Here is a 24,231-nt window from a genome sequence, read left to right as displayed (position 1 = left end):
GTTAGTTAGTGATTTCGTTTTCAAAGAACCAGCTGATAGAGCCATCACTGAATTCAAGAACAACGCCGATCCCCATCCCATCAGTCATTTTGAAGTCGACAAGAGTGCCGCGGGGGTCTTTTTTGAGAAGCTCTACCAGATTTCCTGGGATGCGTTCCTTGACGCTATCAAGATTTACTCGGACCTTAGATCCGACTCGCAAATTAGTGGCAGCCTGGGACATGGTCTGCAAGGCTTATATATAACTGGCGCAACCTTAACAGCTGCTCTTTAAATCCATGGTCGCTCTTCGTTTGATTCCTTGCCTAGATGTTGCCAATGGGCGTGTGGTCAAGGGAGTGAATTTTGTAGGGCTACGTGATGCAGGGGACCCTGTTGAATTGGCTTGTCGATATAGCTCTGCAGGAGCTGATGAATTAGTTTTTCTTGATATTGCAGCCAGTCATGAAGGTAGATCAACACTTGTAGAACTGGTGCGACGAACTGCAGAGGCAGTAACTATTCCTTTTACTGTTGGTGGAGGGATTAGTTCTTTGGAAGGAATAACACAATTGCTTAGAGCTGGAGCAGATAAAATTAGCCTTAACTCTTCAGCTGTTAAAAACCCAGAATTGATTTCAGAAGGTGCCGAACGGTTTGGTTCGCAATGCATAGTTGTAGCTATTGACGCTAGGCGGAGGGAGCCTGATTCTTTAAGTTGGGAAGTATATGTAAAGGGAGGGCGAGAGAGCACAGGTTTAGATGTTGTCAACTGGGCTAAGAAAGTTGCAGCTTTGGGTGCTGGAGAAATTCTTTTGACTTCTATGGATGGAGATGGTACCCAAAGTGGATATGACCTTGAGCTCAATAGAATTATTTCTGAGCAAGTTCCCATACCAGTAATAGCCTCAGGGGGTGCAGGCTCTATAGGGGATATCTTTGATGTTTTAACTCAAGGTTCAGCATCAGCAGCGCTATTAGCTTCTTTACTACATGATGGTGTACTTTCTATAGAACAAATCAAGGCAGAATTAATAATGAGATCCCTAAATATAAGGCCTCTCGAAAGTAAATGATTTCTTCAGTAACTAACGGCTTGTTTTATGATTGAATTTCTTAAAATACTTCATTACTTTGATGCTAAAATAAGAATTATTTCTCCTCTTAAGAATGATCTTACTTTTAAGCAATGATTTAATCTTATTTAGTTAATATAATTAGTTTTGGACTTTTGTTAGGTGAAACCTGGAAATCCACAAGCTGTAGAGCAACTTTTTAATGATGTTGCTGCAAACTATGACTTCCTAAATGACCTACTTAGTTTGGGCCTTCATAGACTTTGGAAAAGAAAGCTTCTGTCTTGGGTGGAGCCCTTGAAGGGGCAGAGATGGGTGGACCTTTGTTGTGGAACAGGTGATATGACTTTCTCCTTAGCTCGGAAAGTCTTTCCTGGAGGGGAGGTTCTAGGCCTCGATTCGGCTTTAAAGACTCTCGAGATCGCAAGGCTGCGCTCTAAAAAGGAGAATGAGCTTTCTATTTCTTGGAAACTTGCAGACGCACTGAATACAGGATTACCTTCCTCTTTTTTTGATGGAGGAGTAATGGCATATGGATTGCGCAACCTTTCTGATCCGGCAAGAGGCTTGGCAGAGTTAAGACGTCTTTTGAGGCCAGGTGCAAGGGCTGGGGTTCTTGATTTCAATCCATTAATATCTGGGTCATTTGGTGAGTCTTTTCAAAGGTTATATTTAAGAAAATTAGTGGTTCCAGTAAGCGGGGCTTTTGGGCTGAAAGAGCAATACGCGTATTTGGAGGAAAGTTTGAAAGATTTTCCTGATGGCAAGACTCAAGAACACTTAGCTCTTAAAGCAGGGTTTGCTAAGGCTTCTCATACGGCTATAGCATTTGGTCAGATGGGCTTACTTCGATTGACTGCCTAGGAATTAACCAGCATGCGTCAACGAATCACAGCGGCAAGGTAAAATATGAACAAAATCTTAAGGAGGGTCTTCTGTGGCTTTCCCGGTACCAGCTCTTCTGCCTTTGATAGAGGACCTCCTATTTGAAGTGCAGTGGTTAGAAGGTTTGATTTTGGTGACTGATTCACAGTCGCCTGCGTTTGTTTCTAAGTCGCAAGTGGAGAATCTTCTTCTTCGACTATGTAAATACCCCAATGGGAAGATTGTTTCTCAATGTCTGAAAAAATCAATTAATAAAAGATTTACCAGTAAATGTTCTTATAAGCCAGTGTTGCTTCTTCATTCAAATGGTAGATTTTGGCTTGGAATTATGGGGCTAGGACATGGTAAAAGCAAACTCACAAAAGAGGTTAGTCATTTAAATAGATGCCTTAAACTCACGTAATTCTTGGCGCTTCTATGAAGATAATTTAGAATGTGCTTTGTCAGCTTTTTTAATCAACTTCTGGGCGTCTTCTCTTGAAAGGCATTGCTCAGCTTTGGCTTGAAGTTTCAAAAGCTTTGCGTGTTGTTTTTTCTCGTTCATTAACTTATTATAACATAAAGGTCTATTTCTTCATACCTTTTCGAGCTAAAAACAACCGTTAGTTGTTCCAATTAAGATATTGGCTAAGCTGTTGTGAGAGTCTAAGCAGGGTTTTTTTAGCTTGCTTTCTAGCGTTAATGAAAACCATCAAGGGCGAAGAGTTCCTTAACGCTATGGAGCACTTATAGGGCAGAAGTTATTTGGTTCTTATTCAGACCAGGAGCTTTTTCATTTATGTCGAAGTAGTAAACAAGGAGGGTTGGAATTGATCAAGTAATATTCCTGATGAGGTGTAGTGCATTTGAGAGGCGGGGCTATGTAAGCTCTCAAAATTGAATTAGAGGGATAATAGGAAAGAAAACATGTCTTTTTGGTAATAGGCTTGGTTGGAATAATGCTATTCTTGTGATAGTCAAATTGGATTGATGTCTGCTAGGGAGCTAGAGCGCTTCATTTTTAAAGTTAATCAACTTAATCTAGTTGTTGAATTAATTGAACGTGAGCCTGAAAAAAGAGATTTGTTGGAAAGATGTGATACTCATGATCAAGTTGTTTCCCTAGCTAGGGATTGGGGTTTTGAGATTGGTCGGCGCTGGGGAGAGGAGTAGCTAAGAGCTGATTTATTTAGAGAAAAATATTCTAGTTTTCATGTAGCAGAAATTTATTGTATTTACTGGCAAATAGTAGCGTCGCTTAAGTAATCTCTTGTTAGATCGAATTATTCGAATAAAGAGTTTGAGAAAAAGTAGTCAAGTAGGTTGAATGGTATAAAAATTTTGCCAATATTAGGGGAAGATGTAGATATTCACCTTCAGGAAATTAATCTAATATCCTTCTTATGAAAGCTTTCTAGGGATTACCGGTAACTCTTACTCTTATATATGTATAATCTATACAATAAATTTTGCCGAGTTCTCCTTGATGATTTCAGTAAAAGGATTAACAGCCCTTGCTAGGGGGTTCATACAACTACCATCTGCTAGCGTAAGACCACTCCTAGCATTAAGTCTTATAATTAAAATCTATTAAATCATCGTATGATGATACTACTGATTAAAATGATTTAATTTAAAGAAATTAATTTCAAATCTATTTATGAAGATTGTAGTAAAGGGTCAATTAGGGAAAAAGTTGACTAAGAGGAAAAAATATATTTTTTCCTTTGCGTTAGTTAGTTATACTTTCCTAATTGCTTTTGCAGCAAATTATATTTTGAAAGGAAGTAGGGACTTGTCTTTAAGAACATATCTTACTAAGGAGTTACAACGTGTAAGTAGAGCTCCAGGTAATTATGTTAAAGCAATTTTAACCCCTTCAAATGATTTAGTTTTAGATATCAAGCATAAGGATATTTTAAAAATAAATAATGACAGGCAGGAAGCTTTGAAATATGGAGAACTCTTTTCATCAAATTCTGATTGGGTAAATGCCACAGGCACATATAAAAATGAGAAATATAGGTTCAAATTAAGATTAAAGGGAGCTATGCCAAGGCATTGGGCGGATGATGAATTTTGGTCTTTCAAGCTAAAAGTTAGAGATGGTAAAACGTTATTTGGTATGAAAAGGTTTTCTCTTCAACACCCTTCTCGTCGAGTTTGGATGAATGAATGGTTTTTTCATCAAATTCTTAGGTATGTTGGGATCATATCGTCTAGGTATTCCTTTACTCCATTAGTTATTAATGGTAAAAGATATCCTGTTTATGCAGTTGAGGAAAGTTTTGATAAATATTTAATAGAAAATAATAACAGAAGAGAAGGCCCTATATTTAAACTTTCCAATAGAAAGGGACCTGATGAGAGAAGAGTTGAGGAATTAATCTTCTACCAATATGATAAATATATTGCTGATGAAAAGATGAGTAAACTTTTAAAAAGAGCTGAATGGTTAATAAATGGTTACTTAAGTGGAGAACTTAAGGCTTCAGAAGTATTTGATATAGATTTAATGGCTAAATCTGTAGCCATTATGGATTTGTTAGGCCACAAGCATGCGTTGTATTTTACCAACATTAGATATTATCTAAACCCAATTACAGGACTCATTGAGCCCATACCGTTTGATAATCAATATGTAGGGCAAATAAGTAAAATTGGCCTAATAGGAGAAAATATTAACCAGGTTCTTTATCTTGAGAACTCAATGCCTTATGATTATTTAGAGAACTCTATTAATAAAACAGGATTTCGCACTTCAAAAATCATATCTTTGATGTTTTCTGATTATGATTTTATACAATCATATGGATCAGCTTTACAGTTAGTATCTGATTCTTCTTGGCTGACCAATTTTTTTGCTAATACAGATAAAAGTGCTTTAGAAGAAATTTCCCTCTTACGACGAAGTAACCCTTTTTATCAGTATGAACATAAAAATCTCCTTTTTGATAATCAAAATTATATTAGATCTATTATAAGACCTAGAAGAGGTTTACGTTCCTCTTATTCACAGAACAATCATGCAGAGGGACTTTATCCTATAAGTGTTTCAAATTTTCATACACTACCACTTGAAATAACTTCCTTGGTGGGTAGAGATGGAGACATCATTCCAATAGACAATGAGCCTATTTACATTGGTAATAGACCTAAGAAATGTATTGACCTTAATTGTACAACCATGGTAAGAAGTGGAAACATTTATCAGGAACTATCCCTAAAATTAAAAAAAGATGGCTACAAGATTAATAATCTAGGTGATTTTAGTCTTCTTTTAAGAGTTCCTGGTAGTGACTTTACCTTTAAATCCCAACTTTTCCCAACTAATATGTCCATCCATGATAATAATGCGTTGTCAAATCTACTTAAATTACAGTTCATTGATGTCAATGAAAACACTAAAATAATTAAAGTTAAGAAGGGTTCATGGACAATAAATAATAAACTAATCATCCCCAAAGGTTATGTTTTTTACATTGAGCCTGATACCATTTTAAATTTAATTAATTCTGCTTCAATTATAAGTTACTCCCCTGTCCATTTTGTTGGAGAGGAAAAATCACCTATAATCTTCAAATCAGAAGATAGAACTGGTCAGGGAATATCAGTTATTAGAGCTCCTTCAATATCTAATTTAAGCAATTTAATTATTCAAGATCTTGGCTCTCTTTTTGTTGGGGGTATATCACTTACTGGTAGTGTTACTTTTTATGAGTCTGATGTTAATATTGATTCAGTAGTTTTTGATAGCAATACATCTGAGGATGCTCTTAATATTATTCGGTCTAACTTTAATATAAAAAATTCAAGCTTTTATAATACCTTTTCCGATGCAATTGATTTTGACTTTAGTTCCGGTAATGTTGATAATCTAGAATTCCAGAATATTGGTAATGATGGTATAGATTTATCTGGTACAAAAGCAAACATCTCAAATATTAGGATGTTAACCGTGGGAGATAAAGGTTTAAGTGTGGGAGAGAAATCACAAGCACTAATAAAAAATATCACTATTGGTAATTCACTAATTGGCATCGCAAGTAAGGATAAATCGAAGCTTGAAGGAGAAGGTATACTTATTCAATCAGCCAAAATAGGAGTAGCCGTTTACCAAAAGAAGCCCGAGTATGGGCCAAGTTCGGCTAGATTAACTGATTTAAAGTTCAAAAATACAAATGCAAGAATACTTGCAGAAGTGTTTTCAAATGTCTATATTAATAACCAAAAGATTGAATCCAATAGTAAAAATACCTTCGACTATCTTTATCCCGAATAATAAACAAATTAACAATAATGGTTGTTAACTTGAAAGAATAATCCTTTAGAGGGAGTAATGCATTGACAATCCTCTGCAGTATTTAGATGATCTACTCAGAATTAAACCAAATTCACTAGTAATGGAGCTAATGAATTTTATGCTAGGTGTATATGTTGCATCATATTTAAGCTCTAAGATACTTTGACTTAGCACTCTCTTCTTTTTTATTTCTATTTCTTTATTAGTATTTTTAGCATGAAAGAAACTTATACGACTATCAATTGTAATTCTTAGACCTTTGTCTGGTGACAAGAAATATCTTCTACAATAACTTACAAAAACTTTTGGAGAATATATTATGTTTATGGTTGAAGGAATTATTAGATTTGGGATTTCTAAATTTATATAAGTTGAGGTTATTGGTTTTAAAGAGGCAAAATGGCTATCTTCTGAGGTCAAAACTTTCTTGTAGTTCAAATCTTCCTCCTTTACTTTCTTTTCGACTATATAGCCACTTTCCCCAAGATTGTAATACCTTAATCTGATCTTGTATCTTGAGCTGATTCCGTTTTGAGAGTTAGCATAAAGATTTAGTTGCTCATCGTCATAGTACAAGCTGTTTACAATTCTTTCAGGGTATATCTCTGTAAAGCTTTTACATTTTAGAAAAGTTGGAATTGACTTATGGTACCCACTTCTTAATTCATATTTATTCTCGTATCTCATTTGGCTTTTATAATAATTTTTATTTTCCAGCAAATCAATCGATTTCATATAGGTTAATTAGGTAGAAAAAATAGTTTAACGAATTGAGCGGATGGCACTTATGTAGAGTCTCAATTATACACTATATCTCTGGAGTATTGTAAAAACTAAAACGAGAGTCTGGATATTTTTTAAAGAAATTATCTTTTAGACTAGATAATGATTCTATACCCTCAAATTTTATATTAATAACCAGATCAATTGGTTTACCATTTTCTTGGTCAAGTGAAATAATAGAGTAATAGCTACTGCTCTGAGAAAGCAATAAATGAAGTTCATCTAATGTTCCTTCTGCGGGTAGTGTTATAGCAATAGTATCAATATCATCAATATTAGACTGCTTATTTTTTCGTTGCCTTTGACTTGATAAATAGGCATATCCAATTGCAATTGATCCCACTATTGCAACCATTACCCCGAAGAGGTATTGCGATGCTCCTATTGAGATACCTAGGCAGATAGATAAAAGTATAAAACCTAAATTATACGGTTCCTTGATGGCTGTTCTAAAGCGAATCACTGATAAGGCACCCACTAACCCAAGAGACAAAGCTAGAGATGACTTAACAACTGCAACCATTGATGCAACGCCAATAGTTACTACACAAAGTGTATTACCAAAATTTACTTTAGATGAGAATGTGAGTGCAAATCTTTTATACAATAGACGTAGGTATAGTCCTCCAGCCAATGAGAAGATTAAGATATAAAGGCCTTCAAGAAATGTAAGATTTACCGAAGATTTGATTAAAGAATCTACTGGAAGACTCGTTATAAAGAAAATCAACACCTTAACCTTCTTTGTCAGTTTTATTCATTATACAGATTATTGTGTCAAGTCAAGCTACCACCATTTATTGCTAACAATCAAACTTTAACAGCCTTTTTGAAGGATACTCCGTGATCTTACGTATACCCTCATTAAAACCAAAGCCTTTTTAACAATATTGATTTTCTAGATAGCAAAACCAGAGTTACTTTTAATTTTATTCGCCTTTATCTGTTATCAAAGGATATTTATAAGGTTTCAGTCTAACTGTGTATTTACTCTTTTTAAAACCTAGACCACTAAACACAGCTTGTCAAATCAATAGCTTTGTTTGCATAATTACCCGTTCACTTTATAAATGTATATGCTCATGTCATTATTTTACTTTGTATAGACAATTGAATTTCTAACATGCTAATTTATAAGACAACTACACTATCGCATGAAAGCCTATAAAACTCTAAAAATCCTTGTTGTGACACCGACATATGGCCTTTCGGGAGTTCCCCTAGCTCAATCAAGATTGTCAAAGGCTTTGGCCGAGGAAGGTCATAATGTAACTTTAATGATAGGGAATAACAATCAATCTTTTACGTTACAAAAAATCCCATCTATTAGGCGTATTATTTTAAATAAGTCACGTGTTATAGCGATGTTTTTTCCAATATTAAAATATTTTTTAAGTTACCAGACCGATGTTGTATTTACCGCAGAAGATCATCTTAATACTGTTGTTTTAGCAGCGGCAATTTTATCTAATACGAAAGCTAAGATTGTTTGCTCAAGTCGTGTTACGCCATACGATACTTTTTCAGATGATTTTTTCACTAAACGCTGGGTATTGAAAATTCTTGTACAGCTGGTTTCGTTTAGAGCAGACCTTTTTACTTGTGTCTCTGAAGATATGGTAAGTCAATATAAACAGATATTTCCTTCATCCAGACACGTCTGTGTTTATAATATTATCGCCACTCATGATTCTCTTAAGTCAGCATCAGAACCTGTAGACCACCCATGGCTATCCAATAAAAGTAAACCTGTATTTATAGCAGCAGGCATGCTTGAACCTTGGAAAGGTTTTGATACTTTAGTTCAATCTTTTTCAGCTGTCGTGAAAGTTACGCCTTCTAGACTAATTATATTAGGAAATGGCTCACAAAAAGCTCGTCTTTTGGATCTTGCCAGTGAACTAGGTATAAGCGAATATGTTGATTTCCCTGGTTATACATATAACCCATATTCCTACTTTTCTAAGTCTGATATTTTTGTTCTTTCTTCAAGAGTAGAGGGCATGCCAAACGTTCTTATTGAAGCAATGCTCTGTGGGTGTACTCCAGTTGCAACAAATTGCCCAACAGGACCATCAGAGGTTTTGAAAAATGAGAAATATGGTTACCTTTGCCCTGTGGATAATGTGTCCGCTATGACTGATAAACTTTTATTTGCTTTAAGTACTCCCTTGCCTCAGAAGCTTTTAAGAGAAGGCATAACAGCTTTTACCAAGCGGAATGTTCTTGACGTATATGGTAAATTATTAAAATATGAGTTTATAAATCCTAATTCCGGAATCTCTAATGAAATCATCTGATTACCCGCTTAAATCCAATTGTTTTATGCTTTTTAAGTAACAAAATGGTCGCTACAAATAATAAGTTAATAAATATATTCTATGGTGGATTTCTACACATGGGGGGAGGTGCATATACCCATGCTCAATTGTTAGCCAATGCGTTGAAAGAACTTGATTATCATGTTGCTTTGTATAAACTCGATGATTTGCCAATCTTAATCAAGTACTTACCACACTGCTTGCTTCGACTTTTTAATTTTATAAGCCCTGGTTACGGATTTATAGTAAAGGGAAATGCCATAAGATTACTTTATAATATTTTTTTACGAAAACCCTCTTTTATTGATATTTATGAGGATATATACATAGCACCAAAAAATCAGTTGAATGCAATAACTGTTTTACATGCTCTCTGGACTGATAATTTGCAAAGCCACGACTTGAATCGGGATTCCGTCAATAAATTATTAAATGCTGAATACGAAAAAATCAATACTTTACGCCATCCATTAGTAACTGTTTCAAGTCAATATAGTTACTATTTAAGGAATTCACACTTTAGTCCAAGATTAATAAAAGCCTTAAATGTAGTTGAACTAGGAATTGATTTGAAGGAAGTACAATCTTATAAAACATTGAAAAGTATACCCAATGACTTTCACTCTCTTTGTTTTTGTGGATCTCTTGAACCAAGAAAAAATTTACCCTTTCTTCTTGAAATACTGAAATTATTGGTAATAAAAGATCCTTTATTTCAACTAGTTATTGTCGGTGACGGACCTTTAAGAGATTATTTGGTAACTTTTTCTAGGGCCCATCATTTACCCGTCACCTTTACTGGAAAACTAAATAGAACAAAAATGTTGGAAACAATTTCACGTCAGGACATAATGGTACATACCTCTACTAAAGAGTCATTTTCTTTGGCTTTGCTAGAAGCAAAAGCCTTGGGTTTGTATACAATTGCCCATTCAAGCTTAGAAGTACCCAGTAAATTTGTTGATATAAGAATGGATGACTATAACCCTTCATCATGGGCTCGAAGAATCACTTCTTTTACACCAAAGCAATATCCAGAAAGTGATCTTTCGCACTACTCTTCAATACGTATGGCTCAAGAAACACTCCAATTACTCAATGGAGCACTTGAACTATAGTGGCTTCGCTGAATTGTGCTTATTTTCTTTTCCCTATAGCTATCTCTTACACTTAGTGACTTCTTAGCCTCGCACTATTAAGCTAAAAATGGTGTTTTATTGAGGTATTCTTTTGACTATTATTTATTCAGTATACTGGTGTTTTGCTTTCCTATTAAGTAAACCAATTACTTAAATTAAACCTTCTCCTAATCATATTAGATTTTATTTATTGGAGGATCGGAATGTATTTTGTTTTATAATCTTATTCTCTAGCCCACATACATCTTTTTTTGTATGATTAATTGGTTGAAACCTCACCTTTACCCTTTATATTTGGTAAAGTTTAACTTGCGAATGGAGATTTTATGAAGAGCTAAATACCTTGATGTTTTTTAGTAAGTCTTCCCGTCTAGGATCTTTAAAGAAGGAAAAATGTATGCCTAACTTACCTATTGTCTCAATAGTTCTGGGTACACGTCCGGAAGCCATTAAACTTGCCCCTGTAATAAAGGCTTTCAGAAGCTGTAGTTCCATTAATACCCGTGTCGTTTTAACTGGTCAACACAAAGAGATGGTTTATCCGGTAATGGATTTGTTTGAGATAGAAGCGGATCAAGATCTTGGCCTGATGCTTCCTACTCAATCTCTTACTCATGTCACATGTTCCGTTTTGCAAGGGTTAAGAACTGAGTTCCAATCTCATCCCTCAAAATTAGTTTTGGTTCAAGGCGACACTACTACTGCGTTGGCTTCTGCTCTTGCTGCTTTTTATGAAAAGATCCCTGTTGGGCATATTGAAGCAGGCCTCCGTACTGAAAATCTGCTGGAACCTTTTCCTGAGGAAGCTAATAGAAGGCTTATTTCCCAGATTGCAACTTTGAATTTCGCGCCTACTAAACTTGCTGCAGCTAACTTGAAAGTTTCTGGTGTGATTGGGGAGATTTTAGTCACTGGAAATACGGTCGTTGATGCTATTCATTCAATAGAAGATAAAGCTGTCCTTCCGCATCTACCTTTGATTGATTGGGATGCAAAGCGTGTGATTTTGGTAACAGTTCATAGGAGAGAAAATTGGGGACAACCTTTAATGGAAATTGCAAAAGGTTTAAACCTTCTTCTTGATTCATATCCTGAAGCCGTAATAATCCTCCCAATGCATAGAAACCCTGTTGTGAGAAAGGCTTTAAAGAAATATTTGGGGGGCAATCCACGAATTGTTCTTACTAATCCTTTGGATTACGGAGAATTAGTTGCAGTCATGAAAAGGAGTTGTTTGTTGCTGACTGATTCTGGTGGGCTGCAGGAAGAGGCTCCTGCGTTTGGAAAGCCAGTTCTTGTTTTGCGAAACACTACTGAGCGTAGGGAGGCTCTTGAAGCAGGAACGGCAATTCTTGTTGGAACAGATCCACAGAAGATTTCATCAGAAGCAATTCGATTGTTAGAGGATAAAGAAGCTTACAAAACTATGGCAAGTGTCCATAATCCATTTGGGGATGGTAAAGCAAGTGGACGAATTCTTCGAAGAACTCTTGAGCTCTTGGCTTTATGAGGCGGCTATCAGTAAATGTAGATATGATATGGCTTCATGAATATGCTTAATAAAGAATAGTGACCTAATTTTTGTTAGCCTGAACCCAACTAAAGCATCTTGTTTGTATAGATAACTCTGATTCTCTATTGATGATCAAATTACAGATGAAGCTGGGTATGGTTCTCTTTTTAGTGGTGTATTTATTTGCGCTCAGGTATTAAACAATACTAATGTTATGGTGGAATTAGTATGCAGTAAATCGTGCTCTAAAAGGACCACTTCAGAATTGTGCCACTGAAGAAGTATTTTGCCGCCCAAAAGCCCTTCCTAGAGCGACATGATTGGTGGTTTATACCTATTCCGGCCTTTTGTTTGTTGGATCTTGCTTGAATATCTGCATCTAACCAAGAAAAATATCTCTATTTGAATATTTAAAGTAGTTTAATCTTGCATACTTATGTTTCGCGTAGTGTCTTGGAACATGCTGACTAGCAGTAAAGGTTTGAAAAATCTAGTTAACCACAAGCGTCAATTGCCAAGAATTCTTGTGAGGGGTGAATAGTGTATTTTCAGGACATTATTTCAGCTCTAAATCATTTTTGGGCAGAGCAAGGGTGCTTGATTTTGCAGCCCTATGACACAGAAAAGGGAGCGGGAACCATGAGTCCGCACACGTTTCTTCGTGCGTTAGGGCCGGAACCATGGTCGGTTGCATACCCTGAGCCATGTCGGAGACCTGCTGATGGTCGCTTTGGAGATAATCCAAATAGATCCCAGCATTACTTTCAATATCAAGTACTTATAAAACCTTCTTTGGATTTAATTCAGGAAATTTATCTGGAATCTCTACAATCACTTGGTATCTGCCTTGCAGATCATGATATTAGATTCGTAGAAGACAATTGGGAGTCTCCAACTTTAGGAGCCTGGGGTGTTGGTTGGGAGGTTTGGCTTGATGGTATGGAAGTTACTCAATTCACTTATTTTCAACAATGTGGTGGATTGGACTGCCGCCCTGTATCCATAGAAATCACATATGGACTGGAAAGATTGGCCATGTATTTGCAGGAAGTTGAGAGTATTTGGTCTTTAAAGTGGAATAAAATTAAGACTTATGGAGATATTTGGCTTCCTTTCGAGAAGGGGCAATGTGAGTTTAACTTTAATGGACTTAACCCTGAAAGACATTTTCAATTATTTGAATTATATGAGAAAGAGGCCTCCGAGTTAATAGAAAAAGGGTTACCATCACCAGCATTAGATTTTGTCCTTAAGTGTTCACATACGTTTAATCTTTTGGATTCAAGAGGTGTGATATCTGTTACTGAAAGAACCGCAACGATTGCTAAAATACGGGCACTTGCTAGAAGGGTTGCAGACTCTTGGTTGAAAGAAAGAGAAGCATTAGGTTTCCCTCTTAAATAAAATTAATCTCTGTCACTTACACCCTATTATTCGCTGAAGACTAAAAACAAGTCATGCAATAAGTAATGAATTTTTATCCACTTAGTATCTTCTGTTACACGCAAAAGATCCTTATTTATCTTGCCACTCCAGAAATTTAGATAAATTTCGTTTACCCATTTTATGGGTATTTCCGTGTGAGGAACTAAATGAAACTCTTCCAGCAATTGCTGGTGGCTCCTGCTGCATTGGGCCTTATGGCACCAATGGCTGCACAAGCCGCAGACCTCAACATTGACGGTGTGTCTGATTATTCAGCAGCCGGCGAGCAGGTCACCAGCGTCTCTCAATTTTCTGACGTTTATCCAACCGATTGGGCATACCAAGCTCTTTCAAGTTTGACCGAGCGTTACGGCTGTGTAGCCGGATACCCCGGTGGAACTTTCGGTGGTAACCGTTCAATCACTCGTTACGAGGCAGCTGCATTATTGAATGCATGTCTTGATCGCGTCACTGAAGTTAGTGATGACGTCAAGCGTCTTCTTTCAGAATTCGGTCCTGAGCTTGCTGTTCTTAAGGGCAGAGTTGATGGCATCGAAGCTCGCGTTGGCGACATGGCTGCAGGTCAGTTTTCAACCACTACCAAGCTTAAAGGCAAGGCCATAATGTCTCTTGGTAGTACTGCATACCAAATAGACGGTCAGAAAGGCGATCTTGCTTCACGCGATGATGGCACTAGCTTCAACTACATCTTTCAGATGGATTTGAACACAAGCTTTACAGGCGAAGACCTTCTTTATACAAGGTTGAAGACAGGTAATTACTCAACATCAGCTTTTGGCGGAAAAACCACAGCTTATGTTCCTCAGGCTTACCTTGAGTGGGCTAATTCAAATGAGGACACCCTTAAGGTCGACAAGATTTGGTATCAGTTCCCTTATGCGGAACAGTTTACTTTCTATGTAGGACCAAAGATCGAGAACTATTACATGCTTGATAGTGCACCTTCGGTGTACAAGCCAATTCTTAAGGCGTTCAAGCTTGGCGGTAACTATGGAACCTATGGCGCCAGCACAGGAGCAGGTTTTGGTGTTTCTTGGAACCAGCAGGTTGACGATCCTATGCAGGCCCGTTTCTCTGCAAGCACCGGTTACACAGCTGAATCTGGTAAGGGGAGTGATCCATCCTCTGGCGGCATGTTCACAAAGGAATCTGACTCAATTTGGCTAAGTAAGGTCAGCTATGGAAACCCTCAGTGGCAAGTTTCTGTTGCATATGCACTTAAAGGTCAAGAAGCTACGACTGGTTTCGGAACTCATGATGGCGATGCAGGCGTTTACGATTGCGATCAAAGCGCTGCAGGAGCTTCAAACTGTGAGTCAACTGCTGACAGTTATGCCTTCCGGGCCTTTTGGCAGCCTTCAGAATCAGGACTGATCCCTTCATTTAGTGTTGGCTATGACATCACTAAATACAACCTTCCAAGTTCAGCAGCAGCTGGTACAAGAGAAGAATCTCAAGGATGGTTTGTCGGCATGAACTGGAAAGATGCGTTTGTTGATGGAAACAAACTTGGCTTTGCATTTGGTGCTCTTAATCACATCACCGAATACAAAGGAACTCTTACAGATGATGGAGGTAACACCTATCGCTCTGATGATGACTCCAACCTTGCAATGGAGCTCTATTACGACATCAAGGTATCTGACAACATCACTGTTACGCCAGCTGTGTTCTATCTAGATAACCCATTTGGTGGGGCAACAGGTAAGAACACTTATGGCACCAGAGGTGATGTAGTTGGTGGTGATGATACTGACAACTTTGATCTCGTTGGCGCAATCGTCAAGACTCAATTCAAGTTCTAAGTACGTCGCCTTCATCAAGGCTCTAAAAAAAAGGCGCTCGTTTGAGCGCCTTTTTTTTAGAGGTAATTTATTACTACCAACAGTTTTCTCCTTCCCCAATTGGTATACAGATATTTGATTTCTTTGCTTTTTTAGCATTTTTTTTAGCATCCTCGTCAGGAGTACTCTCTGCCTCAATTTCCTGGTCGGTGGTCCATTCTTTTAGCCCTCCCATATCATTCTGCCCTGACTTAACTAAATTAGGGTTCATGGCATTAGCAGTTAAAAGGGCACATGAAGCCATAAAGATTGCAACGGGTGTTTTTTTATTCATTTGTGAAAGCACTGTACTTTTGTTATTAATATATATTGTTGCTTTGCAGGAATGATAGGAAAGGTAAAGAATAATTCATTATCTAGTATCAAATGAAACCTGACTATCCTCCAAATCTCCTTAGCAAATTTGTGTAGGCTTGAAAAACAAGATCTAGCTCTGCAGATCTTCCATGTGTTGAAAGTAATCCCCTTGCTCCTGCATCTAGTCCAAACAAAAGATTTCTATCCTCATTACAGCTGACATAGCTTTCTATCCATCCCACACATGCAAACCTTTCTCCAGATGTAACTTGCTCAACAGAATGCAATTGTGTACTGGGATATATAACAATGTGTCCTGGCTCAAGCTTTATTTTTTCTGAATTTTGAATAGTTTGAATGCAAAGCTCTCCCCCTTCATAATCATTAGGACTATTTAAGAAGATTGTGAAGGAAAGATCGCTTCTTCCAGAACTCATAAAGGCATTGTCCAGATGAGTTCCATACCCTTGATTAAGCGTGGCTCTTGTAAACATTAGGCCATGGATATGTTTGGGAATTGAAAAACTTTTAATTAACATATCTGAGTACATCTTTTTAAGAACTATCTCACTTTGCTCTTGTGATGTTCTTGATTCTCTTAATAGTTGCCTATTGTTTTTGCTTATTGCAGCATGGCTACCGGCAGTGCTTTTGCCATCAACCCAGGAACTCTCCTCTTCAGCTATATTAATTAACATCTTGTTAATCTCGTCAGCATTGAATAAGTGATGAGTAAGCACTTCCATAGTTTGATTGGGTTTAAAAGTTCAGATGAGGAGCTAAAATAATGGCATAGTAAAAATGTTACACTTAATGGTAATATTTTTACTGATTGGCTGCAATCTTGGTAAATAAACTAGTAATGTCCTTATAAATATATATTTAGCAAGACATTTATGAAAGCTCTAATCAACGCTTCTCTATGTGCCGGGGTTTTCTTGGCACCTACCTTGTTCTCACCTGTTCACGCAGGGAAGCAGGAGGTTAGGGTTTATTCAGGACGTCATTACAATACTGACCGACAAATTTATAAGAAGTTTTCAGAGGAGACTGGAATTAGGGTCAGACTAATTGAAGCAACAGGAATTTCCTTGATTGAGAGGCTCAAAAGAGAAGGAGAAAACTCAAAAGCAGATCTTATACTTTTAGTTGATGCTGCGAGAATTAGTAATGCTGCTAAGCAAGGACTTTTGCAGAGGTATAGATCAGCAAAGCTGGATAGAGATGTCCCTAAACAGTATCGCGACCCTAAAGGAAGATGGTATGCATTAACTCGTCGGGTAAGAGTAATAATTTCGAACCCAAATATTATTGATAGCAATAGGATAAGTACATATTCAGACCTAGGGAATCCTGAATTTAAGGGCAAAATCTGTCTAAGGAAGCGTAATAATGTTTACAATCAATCGTTAGTTGCAGATCAAATTGTATTAAATGGTGAGCGTAATACAAAAAGATGGCTCAGAGGATTAGTTGCTAATGTAGATCAACCATATTTTGCAGGCGATATTTCTTTGGCTAGAGCTGTTGCTCAAGGCAAGTGTGGAATAGGAATAGTAAATCATTATTATGTTGCTAGAATGCTGGCAGGAGTTAATGGAACAAAAGATAAGTTATTGGCTAGAAAGCTAGATGTAATTATTCCTAACCCTGCTCATGTCAACGTGAGTGCAGGTGGTTTAGCCAAGTATTCCAAAAATACAAAGGAGGCAATTCAATTATTAGAATATCTTGCTTCTCCAGATGGAAGTAAAGGAATGGCAGGACCTACTTATGAGCATCCACTAAAAGGATTTAATACATCTGCTGAACTTAGAAAATTTGGAAAGTTTACACCAGACTCAGTCACTATTAACCAGTTAGGAGAAGCTAATTCCAAAGCAATTCGCTTAATGAGTGTTGCTGGGTGGAAATAACTAATTCTCAGTTGATATTTACAAGTATTCTCAATGTCAATTTAAAACTCTGATTAACAAATAATACCTTAAGGAGCTATTTAATCTATTTAGATAAGTCAATAAATATCTATAATCATAACTTATTAAAAGAAATAGTAGAAATCCTCCATCTACCTATATGGGAAAATAGGATCTTGCTATCTTGGAGAGGTGGCTGAGTGGTCGAAAGCGAACGACTCGAAATCGTTTGACGCTAATCCCGTCCGTGGGTTCGAATCCCACCCTCTCCGTTCTTACGAGGTTCCATTAAGAGCGATAAGATGACACGTAGTAGTGGTCTCAAGAATATTTTAACTAATTAGCACAAGATAGTGATACTAAGTGCCTTTCAAAAATATTTATATGAGGAATAGATCCAAAATTTCTATTTTCGAAATCTCAAATAATATTGGGACTGCTAAAAAATAGCAAATTCTGATGTGCGAATTAGATTGCTTCTATATAGTTGCTCATTATGGAGCAAGAATCTTGCAAATCTAAAGGAAGAATAGAAAGATTTTGATCCGTATTTATCATAGGCAAACGCGGATAAATAAATTTAGTGTTACTAACAGTATTTAGCTTCTTACATATATTCTCCCCAAAATTCTTGGCTTTAATATACTCCTTGTAATTTAAAGGCTTTTGATCAATGAAAATACTTGATGGGTAAAAAAAAGTTTTTATTCTTTGTTGAATTGCCATATTTGCTAATTTCTCAAATCTTTGAATGTAATAGTCACTATATTTAGAATATAGTGACTCATTAAAGGTAGTTGCCCTGTTGTCTCGAATCTTTGGAGAAGCAAAATAATAAACTTGATTGAAAGGTGAGAGATCTAGACTGTTAATACTATTCTTCAATACATCTAATTGCATTATCTTGCATGTCGCCCCGTATGTATTTATATCTGCCTGAATTTGTTTTGCATCCTTTTTACCAGAGTTGAAGGTGATTAAACTTGATCCGCCCCCTAATGCAATTAGTTTAGCTACAGCCGCTCCTAATCCCCTAGACCCTCCAACAATAAAAGCTCTTATTTCACGATAGTCTTTATGACTATATTTACGAGCAAGTTCATTGCATGAACTTATGAAAACAGGCAATGGTCGGAAATACGCCTCAATGGTTGCATCAATTGATGGATAATTGACTGATAGTCTTATTAATCTAAGTCTTTGGTCAGAATGCACAACATTGATTGAGTAAATAGAATTTAACTTCCCAAATTGAATCTTTAAACTCTTATATAAGGAGTGCTTCCCTGGAACCTGCATTCCTACAATTTCAGATAATGAGGCTAATTGGCAAACTAGACCAATTCCTAGTGATTTTGTTAAATGTGGATATAGTTGAAAGGCATATTTCTGATCCCCACAATAATAAGGGTCCACTTTATGTAAGAGCGATAATTCAGATTGAATTATTTCATTTGGCTGGTGACTAGTTTGGATTTGTGGAAGACTATGGCTGTGAATTAAAAGATCTTTTGACTTGCTCTGTATCAATGATATGTTCACGCACTTTATTCCATCAACTGTTAATTGTATAGAACTTAATTCTGAATTGAAAGAATAAACCACTTCCTGATTAATAAAGATTGGCTTTAAAAATGTTACTTTAATAGATTCAATCGTTACTAAAATATCTCTAAAAAGGTTCTCTAAACTCCAAAGCATACTATTTATACCGTGGACAATACATTCTCCTGAAATTGTTCTCCTAGCATCTAATTGTGATAGGTGTATTGGATTGTAATCGCCAGAAAACTTAGCAAAGAGTTCTTGATCATGAGTAGTAAAATACTTCGTCCTTGGATTTTGAGTATTTTTTCCCAAAATATATATTAAAAGTAGAGTGAGATTGATTTGATCGTATTTTTCATAAGGGTTTAATATCTAGTCCTTTCTTCTCTAGTAGTTCAAAAATTGACTTGACATTGTTAAAAAGAGGCATTTCCATTAAGTCAAACTTACAATTATACTTATCTTCAATGTGAGCAATGAGGCTTATGGTTCCCATAGAATCCCATTCTTCGTAGTCAACTGAAGTTGAATCAATACTAAGTTTTGCTTGGTCAATATTTAGTGCATATGAAACATCCATGAGAAGACTTTTTATATCTAATGAATGTTTTCCATTCGTATCCATTTTGGAGCCTCTTCCTTATATTCTTTTATATTAGCATTAAACTCAATCCTTTGTAATGAATTGCCAATCAGATTCATACCTGCTTCAGAATAAAAGTTTGACGCTGGTTCTGAATTCTTATTGACCTCATAATATGAGTTTAAATTTTCATAGGAAAGCTCCTTGCCTAATCTTATTATGTAATTAAACATAGAATTCTCTATACCTCGACCCAACACTCTACAACTTAGAAGGAAATGATCTATATGAATTCTGTACTTGTCTAGGTGAAGACCTATCAACCCTACTTCCCCATGATTTGTGTAACGGTCAATCAATGTAAATAATATATATGTGTAGTCATTAGAGTGCATCCTTTGTTCTAATTCATTTAACGAGAGAATAAGCCTGGTTAAATTGAATTGATTTGTTCTATTTATTAGTTGATATGCCCGTTGAATATTATTAGATGTTAGGAGTCTTGGTAGAAGTCGAAGCTGTAATGATGCTAGAAAATCCTCTTTAGAAGAGAAATTTTTACGTGTCGTATTTGCCTCCTTTAAGCTTAAATAACTATCTGAACGGATAATATCTTCATTAGTAATTGAATGGTGAAGATTAGATTCTAGATTCTGTAGAGACTGTAATAAATTAACTGGGGAAGATTCTTGATTAAGTATTGTGATATTAATCTTAGAAAGAGCCATTTCTTCTCTTTCTATTTCTGAATCATCTAAAAAGTATAATCCATTCTGGGAGAGATTATTATCTGTTAATATCGAGGTAAGGGATTCATGTTTAGCTTCCCATGAAGCAGAAAGTGCTAGCAAATCTTTCTCTTTTATAATTCCTAGTGGATGGCGAAGTCCGAGTTTTGCATCTTCGATTGTATTTTTACTGATGGCAACCAATAACACTCCGTAGTTATTGAGCCTTTTAAGAGTAGTTTGAATATCTCTAAATATATTTCCAGGAAAAGTATCCCCGACTTGAATACCCTCTATACCATCCTCACCAATAACTCCTCCCCAAATCGTGTTGTCTAGATCAAAGACAATAACTTTAGCCTTAGGTTTAATGTGGTTTATTATTATATTATATATGCATTTAGATATCAGTTGGCTTGTTTTTGGACCAAAAGGCATCGAACCATAATAATAAAACCTTGGATCTCTTGCAACTAATAATTCATTTGATACTGGCGCAAATTTTAAATTAGTATATTCATCCTGAAGGCCAATAAGGTAGGAATTTAAATGAGCCTGAATTTCAAATGAACGACTAACACTCGAAAAATCTTTCCTTTCAAAAACACTAACGGGCTCTAAAATAAATAAATCTCTTGAGTTTTGAGAAATTATAGGAACGATATTTTCTATGTAAGAAAGTATCTTTTCTAAGGATTCTTTGAAATTCAGCTCAGAGGTTCCTGTTATTCTCGCTATATCCTCTAACGTAAAGAGCAGAAATGTTACTGGTAACTGGTCCAATGTATTTTTATAAAGAATTGCACTCTCGGCAAAAGAATCGTATTCTCCGAGGTGTATTTGAATATTTTCTAAACCATTTTGACTCAATTCTCTAGATAAGATTTTAGGTAATCCATCAACGTTGTAACTATGTTGTACAGATATATGGTTAAACATTATAAGAAGCTATCTCCATGCAGTGATGACAGCTTGTCCTGATCTGAAATCTTAACAAAATATCCTTTGCCATTTAGTATAAGAGTTGATGAGACCTGTTTTTTTACATGGATAAAACTACCATTCTTAAGTGGCGGCGTTGATGTAGAAGAACGCACATATAACCTTAGGGCGGCATTTCTTAGACAACTAAAAATTAAATAGTTTTTTGCTTTCTCAAGGGCTTTCAGGAACTCAATGCTATTACATGTCGTATCTGCTATCGAGCATGAACGCCATATATGATTAAACCGAGTGGTAATAAGAATACTAAAAATCTTCCCGGAATCATTACTAAATCTGTATAAATCTAATCTAAAAACTCTAATTAGTGAGTCTAAATATTTTAACAAAGTTGTGCAATTCCAGTCGATTTTAGTATCGTAATCTTCTGACAAATTGCAGATACTTCTTAAGTGAATGTGATTTTGGAGATTTTTTCTTATCCTATCACTATAATTCTTTTTGTATAGCTTTGGGATCCAAGTTTTAGTAATTTGAAGTAATATTCTATGTATTTTTGTCCACGATGAAAATACCAGTAAAATAGGTAAATAAATTGGATTCAGTATATATGTATGAAGGTAAACATTAGGTTCCCCTTCAATAAAGCCAATCATCTTGTATATAGAAGTTCCCTCTTTGTTTGCTGTTGTTGCTATAAAGGTATCCTTTTTATTGCAGCAAATTGAAGCAAGAACCTTAAACAAGAGATTTTGTGAGTCTTTATATGCTATCATTCTATGCATAGCATAAATGATTACTTTTCTACCTTTATGTAGATATGACCTTTTAATTAAACTAATTGCGGAAACAGGTATTTTGTTTATTGTCTCAACAATAGATAGGTCAACAATTCCTAGATAATCTTCTTTGCTTAATGAGCACCACAAGGATCTTTTGCTGCCACCTTTTTTCCACAGCGCCAAAGCCATATGTTTATCTTGACTAGCTTTAATCTGATGCTCCATGAAAATCGTTTTATATTTTTACTAGAATTATAGACATTAGTAATGAAGTAGTTGTGAATCTTCAATTGATAATCTATGGTAGCTAACTATAGCTAGATCTAGAACAAGCCCTTTTAGCCATTAGTCATATTCATCATTTGACAAGTACTTATAAGCCATCGCAGAGGATTATTGAAGCAAGTTCTTGGAATCTTCTCAGCATGTAAGACCAAGAAAACCGTCCAAGGGTAGTTTCCGATTTAGACCCATTGTTACTGTGTTTCTACTCCGAGCAGGATCTACCTCCCTCCACCCCCCCCCACACACACTTTCTTTGTAGTTCACCCATTAATAGTCAAGCAAATTCAAAAGCGACTTCTTAGTAAAGACAGCATATTGACAAACTTCTTTTTAGCAGTGATGGTCCTTTTCCTATTTCTCCAAAGGAATTTGATCCCATACATTACGAGATGAAATTCGATACTCGTTTATTTTTTTTAAACTAATTAAAGTCAGAACTCAAAGACGGCTTCTTTCTCAAGCTAGGACTAGAAATTAAAACTGTAGTTGTCTTATGCGACATTTACAGTAAGATTCTTGAAAGTTAATTACCAATGCAGATTCCGAATGTCGAAACAATCTGGTTTGGGTGCATAAAGATATTGAAAATTGGATTGAACTCAACCTTTAACAGACGATTTGAGAATCCTAGCTTTCTTTACCCAGAAGGTATTAAGTCGTTTCGATAAGGTGCTAGTATGATTTAAAGATTTATGGGTATAATTGTTCTAATAGGTTCTCATGGATGTTTCAATTTTCCAAGATGATGGAAACCCTCTATGTTTCACTAATTAGAAATAGTCCTCAGTAGTAATAATGAGCCGAATGTTTCTACCACGGATGGTTGTTCAATGAGATTTGTTATTATCGGTTATGGAAACTGGGGTTCTAGAGCTGCAAAAGCAGCATCAGATTTACTTGATCGTAATCTAATCTTTATCATTTCAGCAACAAATTCCAAAAAAGCACTTTCAGATGGTTTTAATATAATTGAGAGCATCGAAGAATTAAACAATAATGATAAGTGCTATATCACATCAAGCCCAATGAGGCATTTTGAAGATATTAAAGAAATTCGAAAAACTAGCTTTTGTGAATGTCTAGTTGAAAAGCCATTTGTTACCTCATTGGAGAAAATTAAAATCCTCCAGACATCTGGAGATCTAACTAATTGTTACTCAGCACAGGTTCATAGATTCATGAACATTATTCGATTTTTAACAATACAAAAAATAAAGCCTTATAAAATAGTTGTAAAATGGGCAGATATTTCTAGGTCTGATTTAAATCAAAAGATAAGTTATCACTTGGATATTTTGCCACATATCATTGGAATTATTGACGAGGTTATTGGTTCATACCATGAGTATAATAACATTAAGGACGTATTTCATACTGAGGATAATTTTAAATGTCTAATCATTAACAAAGAAATAGAACTTGAAATTAATATTAGTAGAAACTGTAAAGAAAGAAAAAGGATATTTGAATTCTATGGAGAAAAAATTTACTTTGTAAATCTTGACCACCAAACAGTAACTGAGAATAAACGCATTTCCAATAAACAAAAAATAGAAGGAGGTGGCCTAAGACCAATGCTATTCGATTACATTCAGAAAAGAGATGGAACCTGGCAAGATAAAAGAGTAAGTATTAGTAATGCCTATAAATATTTGAAGGCTTGTGATAAAATAAGTTCACTATTAGGGATTGACAATAGACAATTTGTTGACAGTTGAAAATTATTTTTAGCACAATCTTTCATTTTTAAATTACTGAATCGTTGTTTTGGAACGCCTATTAGCTCAATGAAAAATATTGAATATACGTCGCTAAAAAATTCGAAGAAATCTATCAACTTTTTATCCGTATTTACATTAATCCCTAAATATGAATGTGATAT

General features: G+C 35.7%; 21 protein-coding genes, 1 tRNA gene and 1 pseudogene. 13 read left to right on the top strand and 10 right to left on the bottom strand.

Annotated elements, in window-relative coordinates:
• Position 1 precedes the first annotated feature (1 nt).
• Positions 2-223, bottom strand: a complete 222-nt coding sequence (locus tag SOI84_RS03625; RefSeq protein ID WP_320675344.1) for a DUF2862 domain-containing protein — start codon at positions 221-223, stop codon at positions 2-4.
• A gap of 55 nt (positions 224-278) precedes the next feature.
• Here SOI84_RS03625 and hisF point away from each other — a divergent pair, with 55 nt between their 5' ends.
• The 5 genes from hisF to SOI84_RS03600 all read left to right on the top strand — a co-directional run bounded on the left by hisF (position 279) and on the right by SOI84_RS03600 (position 6,201).
• Positions 279-1,055: an imidazole glycerol phosphate synthase subunit HisF gene (hisF, locus tag SOI84_RS03620; protein ID WP_320675050.1), complete on the top strand. Its 777-nt coding sequence runs from the start codon at positions 279-281 to the stop codon at positions 1,053-1,055.
• Between the two features lie 162 nt (positions 1,056-1,217).
• Positions 1,218-1,919: a bifunctional demethylmenaquinone methyltransferase/2-methoxy-6-polyprenyl-1,4-benzoquinol methylase UbiE gene (gene ubiE, locus SOI84_RS03615; protein WP_320675049.1), complete on the top strand. Its 702-nt coding sequence runs from the start codon at positions 1,218-1,220 to the stop codon at positions 1,917-1,919.
• Positions 1,920-1,992: 73 nt separating this feature from the next.
• The gene (locus SOI84_RS03610) at positions 1,993-2,343 is read left to right on the top strand and encodes a hypothetical protein (protein ID WP_320675048.1); all 351 of its coding nucleotides are present in this window, start codon (positions 1,993-1,995) and stop codon (positions 2,341-2,343) included.
• A gap of 566 nt (positions 2,344-2,909) precedes the next feature.
• Positions 2,910-3,092 carry a Nif11 family protein gene (locus SOI84_RS03605; RefSeq protein WP_320675047.1) on the top strand — a complete coding sequence of 61 codons (183 nt, stop codon included), beginning with the start codon at positions 2,910-2,912 and terminating at the stop codon, positions 3,090-3,092.
• 487 nt (positions 3,093-3,579) lie between these two features.
• Complete coding sequence (locus SOI84_RS03600) at positions 3,580-6,201, top strand: CotH kinase family protein (protein WP_320675046.1); 2,622 nt, start codon at positions 3,580-3,582, stop codon at positions 6,199-6,201.
• Between the two features lie 45 nt (positions 6,202-6,246).
• On the opposite strand, the gene SOI84_RS03595 is transcribed toward SOI84_RS03600, so the two are convergent.
• Positions 6,247-6,909, bottom strand: a complete 663-nt coding sequence (locus SOI84_RS03595; protein WP_320675045.1) for a VTC domain-containing protein — start codon at positions 6,907-6,909, stop codon at positions 6,247-6,249.
• A gap of 121 nt (positions 6,910-7,030) precedes the next feature.
• A complete protein-coding gene (locus tag SOI84_RS03590) occupies positions 7,031-7,738 on the bottom strand; it encodes a DUF4956 domain-containing protein (protein ID WP_320675044.1) in 708 nt (235 codons plus the stop codon).
• A gap of 421 nt (positions 7,739-8,159) precedes the next feature.
• Between SOI84_RS03590 and SOI84_RS03585 the strand changes: the two genes are divergently transcribed.
• The 5 genes from SOI84_RS03585 to SOI84_RS03565 all read left to right on the top strand — a co-directional run bounded on the left by SOI84_RS03585 (position 8,160) and on the right by SOI84_RS03565 (position 15,229).
• Positions 8,160-9,305, top strand: a complete 1,146-nt coding sequence (locus tag SOI84_RS03585) for a glycosyltransferase (RefSeq protein ID WP_320675042.1) — start codon at positions 8,160-8,162, stop codon at positions 9,303-9,305.
• Positions 9,306-9,349: 44 nt separating this feature from the next.
• Positions 9,350-10,444 (top strand): glycosyltransferase family 4 protein, encoded by a 1,095-nt coding sequence (locus SOI84_RS03580; RefSeq protein WP_320675041.1) that lies wholly within the window; start codon positions 9,350-9,352, stop codon positions 10,442-10,444.
• A gap of 418 nt (positions 10,445-10,862) precedes the next feature.
• Positions 10,863-11,975 carry a non-hydrolyzing UDP-N-acetylglucosamine 2-epimerase gene (wecB, locus tag SOI84_RS03575; protein WP_320675040.1) on the top strand — a complete coding sequence of 371 codons (1,113 nt, stop codon included), beginning with the start codon at positions 10,863-10,865 and terminating at the stop codon, positions 11,973-11,975.
• Positions 11,976-12,518: 543 nt separating this feature from the next.
• On the top strand, positions 12,519-13,382 hold the full coding sequence (glyQ, locus tag SOI84_RS03570; RefSeq protein WP_320675039.1) for a glycine--tRNA ligase subunit alpha: 864 nt from the start codon (positions 12,519-12,521) through the stop codon (positions 13,380-13,382).
• Between the two features lie 188 nt (positions 13,383-13,570).
• Positions 13,571-15,229: an iron uptake porin gene (locus SOI84_RS03565; protein WP_320675038.1), complete on the top strand. Its 1,659-nt coding sequence runs from the start codon at positions 13,571-13,573 to the stop codon at positions 15,227-15,229.
• A 73-nt stretch (positions 15,230-15,302) separates the two neighbouring features.
• On the opposite strand, the gene SOI84_RS03560 is transcribed toward SOI84_RS03565, so the two are convergent.
• Positions 15,303-15,542, bottom strand: a complete 240-nt coding sequence (locus SOI84_RS03560; protein WP_320675037.1) for a hypothetical protein — start codon at positions 15,540-15,542, stop codon at positions 15,303-15,305.
• Between the two features lie 103 nt (positions 15,543-15,645).
• On the bottom strand, positions 15,646-16,311 hold the full coding sequence (locus SOI84_RS03555) for a Fe2+-dependent dioxygenase (RefSeq protein WP_320675036.1): 666 nt from the start codon (positions 16,309-16,311) through the stop codon (positions 15,646-15,648).
• Between the two features lie 150 nt (positions 16,312-16,461).
• Between SOI84_RS03555 and SOI84_RS03550 the strand changes: the two genes are divergently transcribed.
• Positions 16,462-17,481: an extracellular solute-binding protein gene (locus tag SOI84_RS03550; protein WP_320675035.1), complete on the top strand. Its 1,020-nt coding sequence runs from the start codon at positions 16,462-16,464 to the stop codon at positions 17,479-17,481.
• Positions 17,482-17,667: 186 nt separating this feature from the next.
• Positions 17,668-17,753, top strand: a tRNA-Ser gene (locus tag SOI84_RS03545).
• A 196-nt stretch (positions 17,754-17,949) separates the two neighbouring features.
• On the opposite strand, the gene SOI84_RS03540 is transcribed toward SOI84_RS03545, so the two are convergent.
• The 5 genes and pseudogenes from SOI84_RS03540 to SOI84_RS03525 all read right to left on the bottom strand — a co-directional run bounded on the left by SOI84_RS03540 (position 17,950) and on the right by SOI84_RS03525 (position 22,289).
• Entirely contained in the window at positions 17,950-19,023 is a 1,074-nt protein-coding gene (locus tag SOI84_RS03540) for a hypothetical protein (protein ID WP_320675034.1), read from the bottom strand.
• 60 nt (positions 19,024-19,083) lie between these two features.
• Positions 19,084-19,341: pseudogene (locus SOI84_RS10000) on the bottom strand (MaoC/PaaZ C-terminal domain-containing protein); the annotation flags it as partial.
• A 43-nt stretch (positions 19,342-19,384) separates the two neighbouring features.
• Positions 19,385-19,654 (bottom strand): acyl carrier protein, encoded by a 270-nt coding sequence (locus tag SOI84_RS03535; RefSeq protein ID WP_320675032.1) that lies wholly within the window; start codon positions 19,652-19,654, stop codon positions 19,385-19,387.
• The gene (locus tag SOI84_RS03530; protein ID WP_320675031.1) at positions 19,627-21,210 is read right to left on the bottom strand and encodes an HAD-IIIC family phosphatase; all 1,584 of its coding nucleotides are present in this window, start codon (positions 21,208-21,210) and stop codon (positions 19,627-19,629) included. The genes SOI84_RS03535 and SOI84_RS03530 overlap by 28 nt, the downstream gene beginning before the upstream one ends.
• 68 nt (positions 21,211-21,278) lie before the next feature.
• A complete protein-coding gene (locus SOI84_RS03525) occupies positions 21,279-22,289 on the bottom strand; it encodes a hypothetical protein (RefSeq protein ID WP_320675030.1) in 1,011 nt (336 codons plus the stop codon).
• A gap of 890 nt (positions 22,290-23,179) precedes the next feature.
• Between SOI84_RS03525 and SOI84_RS03520 the strand changes: the two genes are divergently transcribed.
• Positions 23,180-24,067, top strand: coding sequence for a Gfo/Idh/MocA family oxidoreductase (locus SOI84_RS03520; RefSeq protein ID WP_320675029.1), 888 nt, complete (start codon positions 23,180-23,182; stop codon positions 24,065-24,067).
• The last annotated feature ends 164 nt before the right edge of the window (positions 24,068-24,231 follow it).

The organism is Prochlorococcus sp. MIT 1341 (assembly GCF_034092415.1).
Classification (GTDB): Bacteria; Cyanobacteriota; Cyanobacteriia; order PCC-6307; family Cyanobiaceae; genus AG-363-P08.
The sequence above is the reverse complement of the archived record's forward strand: the minus strand, read 5'-3'. Positions and strand labels throughout refer to the sequence as shown.

Coding starts and splice junctions, on each gene's coding strand:
- SOI84_RS03565 (WP_320675038.1), top strand. CDS start 13,571: ATGAAACTCTTCCAGCAATTGCTGGTGGCTCCTGCTGCATTGGGCCTT.
- SOI84_RS03585 (WP_320675042.1), top strand. CDS start 8,160: ATGAAAGCCTATAAAACTCTAAAAATCCTTGTTGTGACACCGACATAT.
- SOI84_RS03550 (WP_320675035.1), top strand. CDS start 16,462: ATGAAAGCTCTAATCAACGCTTCTCTATGTGCCGGGGTTTTCTTGGCA.
- SOI84_RS03605 (WP_320675047.1), top strand. CDS start 2,910: ATGTCTGCTAGGGAGCTAGAGCGCTTCATTTTTAAAGTTAATCAACTT.
- SOI84_RS03595 (WP_320675045.1), bottom strand. CDS start 6,909: ATGAGATACGAGAATAAATATGAATTAAGAAGTGGGTACCATAAGTCA.
- SOI84_RS03555 (WP_320675036.1), bottom strand. CDS start 16,311: ATGGAAGTGCTTACTCATCACTTATTCAATGCTGACGAGATTAACAAG.
- SOI84_RS03535 (WP_320675032.1), bottom strand. CDS start 19,654: ATGGATACGAATGGAAAACATTCATTAGATATAAAAAGTCTTCTCATG.
- SOI84_RS03520 (WP_320675029.1), top strand. CDS start 23,180: ATGAGATTTGTTATTATCGGTTATGGAAACTGGGGTTCTAGAGCTGCA.
- wecB (WP_320675040.1), top strand. CDS start 10,863: ATGCCTAACTTACCTATTGTCTCAATAGTTCTGGGTACACGTCCGGAA.
- SOI84_RS03625 (WP_320675344.1), bottom strand. CDS start 223: ATGTCCCAGGCTGCCACTAATTTGCGAGTCGGATCTAAGGTCCGAGTA.
- SOI84_RS03600 (WP_320675046.1), top strand. CDS start 3,580: ATGAAGATTGTAGTAAAGGGTCAATTAGGGAAAAAGTTGACTAAGAGG.
- hisF (WP_320675050.1), top strand. CDS start 279: ATGGTCGCTCTTCGTTTGATTCCTTGCCTAGATGTTGCCAATGGGCGT.
- SOI84_RS03560 (WP_320675037.1), bottom strand. CDS start 15,542: ATGAATAAAAAAACACCCGTTGCAATCTTTATGGCTTCATGTGCCCTT.
- SOI84_RS03525 (WP_320675030.1), bottom strand. CDS start 22,289: ATGGAGCATCAGATTAAAGCTAGTCAAGATAAACATATGGCTTTGGCG.
- SOI84_RS03580 (WP_320675041.1), top strand. CDS start 9,350: ATGGTCGCTACAAATAATAAGTTAATAAATATATTCTATGGTGGATTT.